Annotated in this window: 1 pseudogene; it reads right to left on the minus strand. The window is 67.3% G+C overall.

The window, feature by feature from the left end:
* Nucleotides 1-935 (minus strand): annotated as a pseudogene (locus FDW84_RS18960) (pyruvate dehydrogenase (acetyl-transferring), homodimeric type); the annotation flags it as partial.

Below are 935 nucleotides of genomic sequence, written 5' to 3' on the forward strand. Positions count from 1 at the left end.
ACCACGATGGAGTGGGTGTCGTTCTTGAAGAAGCGGCGGGCTGCGGCGCGGGTGTCGGAGAAGCCGAAGCCGTCGGCGCCGAGGGTGGCGAATTCGTTGGGGACGAATTGGCGGATCTGGTCCGGGACGGCTTTCATGTAGTCGGACACGGCGACGACGGGGCCGGTGGCGCCTTCGAGCTGCTGGGTGACGAAGGGGACGCGGGCGGGCTCGCCGGGGTTGAGGAAGGCTTCCTCTTCGGCGGCGAGGCCGTCGCGGCGCAGTTCGTTCCAGGAGGTGACGGACCAGACGTCGGCGGAGACTGACCAGTCCTCGGCGAGGATGCGCTGGGCTTCCAGGGCCCAGGGCACGGACACGCCGGAGGCGAGCAGCTGGGTGCGGGGACCGTCAATCTTTGCCGGGTTGAGCAGGTAGATGCCCTTTATGACGCCTTCGACGTCGAGGTTCTCCGGTTCGGCGGGCTGGACGATTGGTTCGTTGTACACGGTGAGGTAGTACATGAGGTTCTTGTCCGTGCTGTCCGGGCCGTACATCCGCTCGAGGCCGTCGCGGACGATGTGGCCCATTTCGTACCCGTAGGCGGGGTCGTAGGTGAGCACTGCCGGATTCGTGGAGGCGAGCAGGGGGGAGTGGCCGTCGGCGTGCTGGAGGCCTTCGCCGGTGAGGGTGGTCCGTCCTGCGGTGGCGCCGATAATGAAGCCGCGGGCCATCTGGTCCGCTGCTGCCCAGAAGGCGTCGCCGGTGCGCTGGAAGCCGAACATGGAGTAGAACACGTAGACCGGGACCAGGGGCACGCCGTGGGTGGCGTAGGCGGTGCCGGCGGCGGTGAATGCTGCCACGGCGCCTGCTTCGTTGATGCCGGGGTGGATCAGCTGGCCAGCAGGGGATTCCTTGTAGGCCAGGACCAGGTCCCGGTCCACCGACAGGTAGTTCTG

This window comes from Pseudarthrobacter sp. NamE5, from assembly GCF_005796225.1.
Taxonomy (GTDB): Bacteria; Actinomycetota; Actinomycetes; order Actinomycetales; family Micrococcaceae; genus Arthrobacter.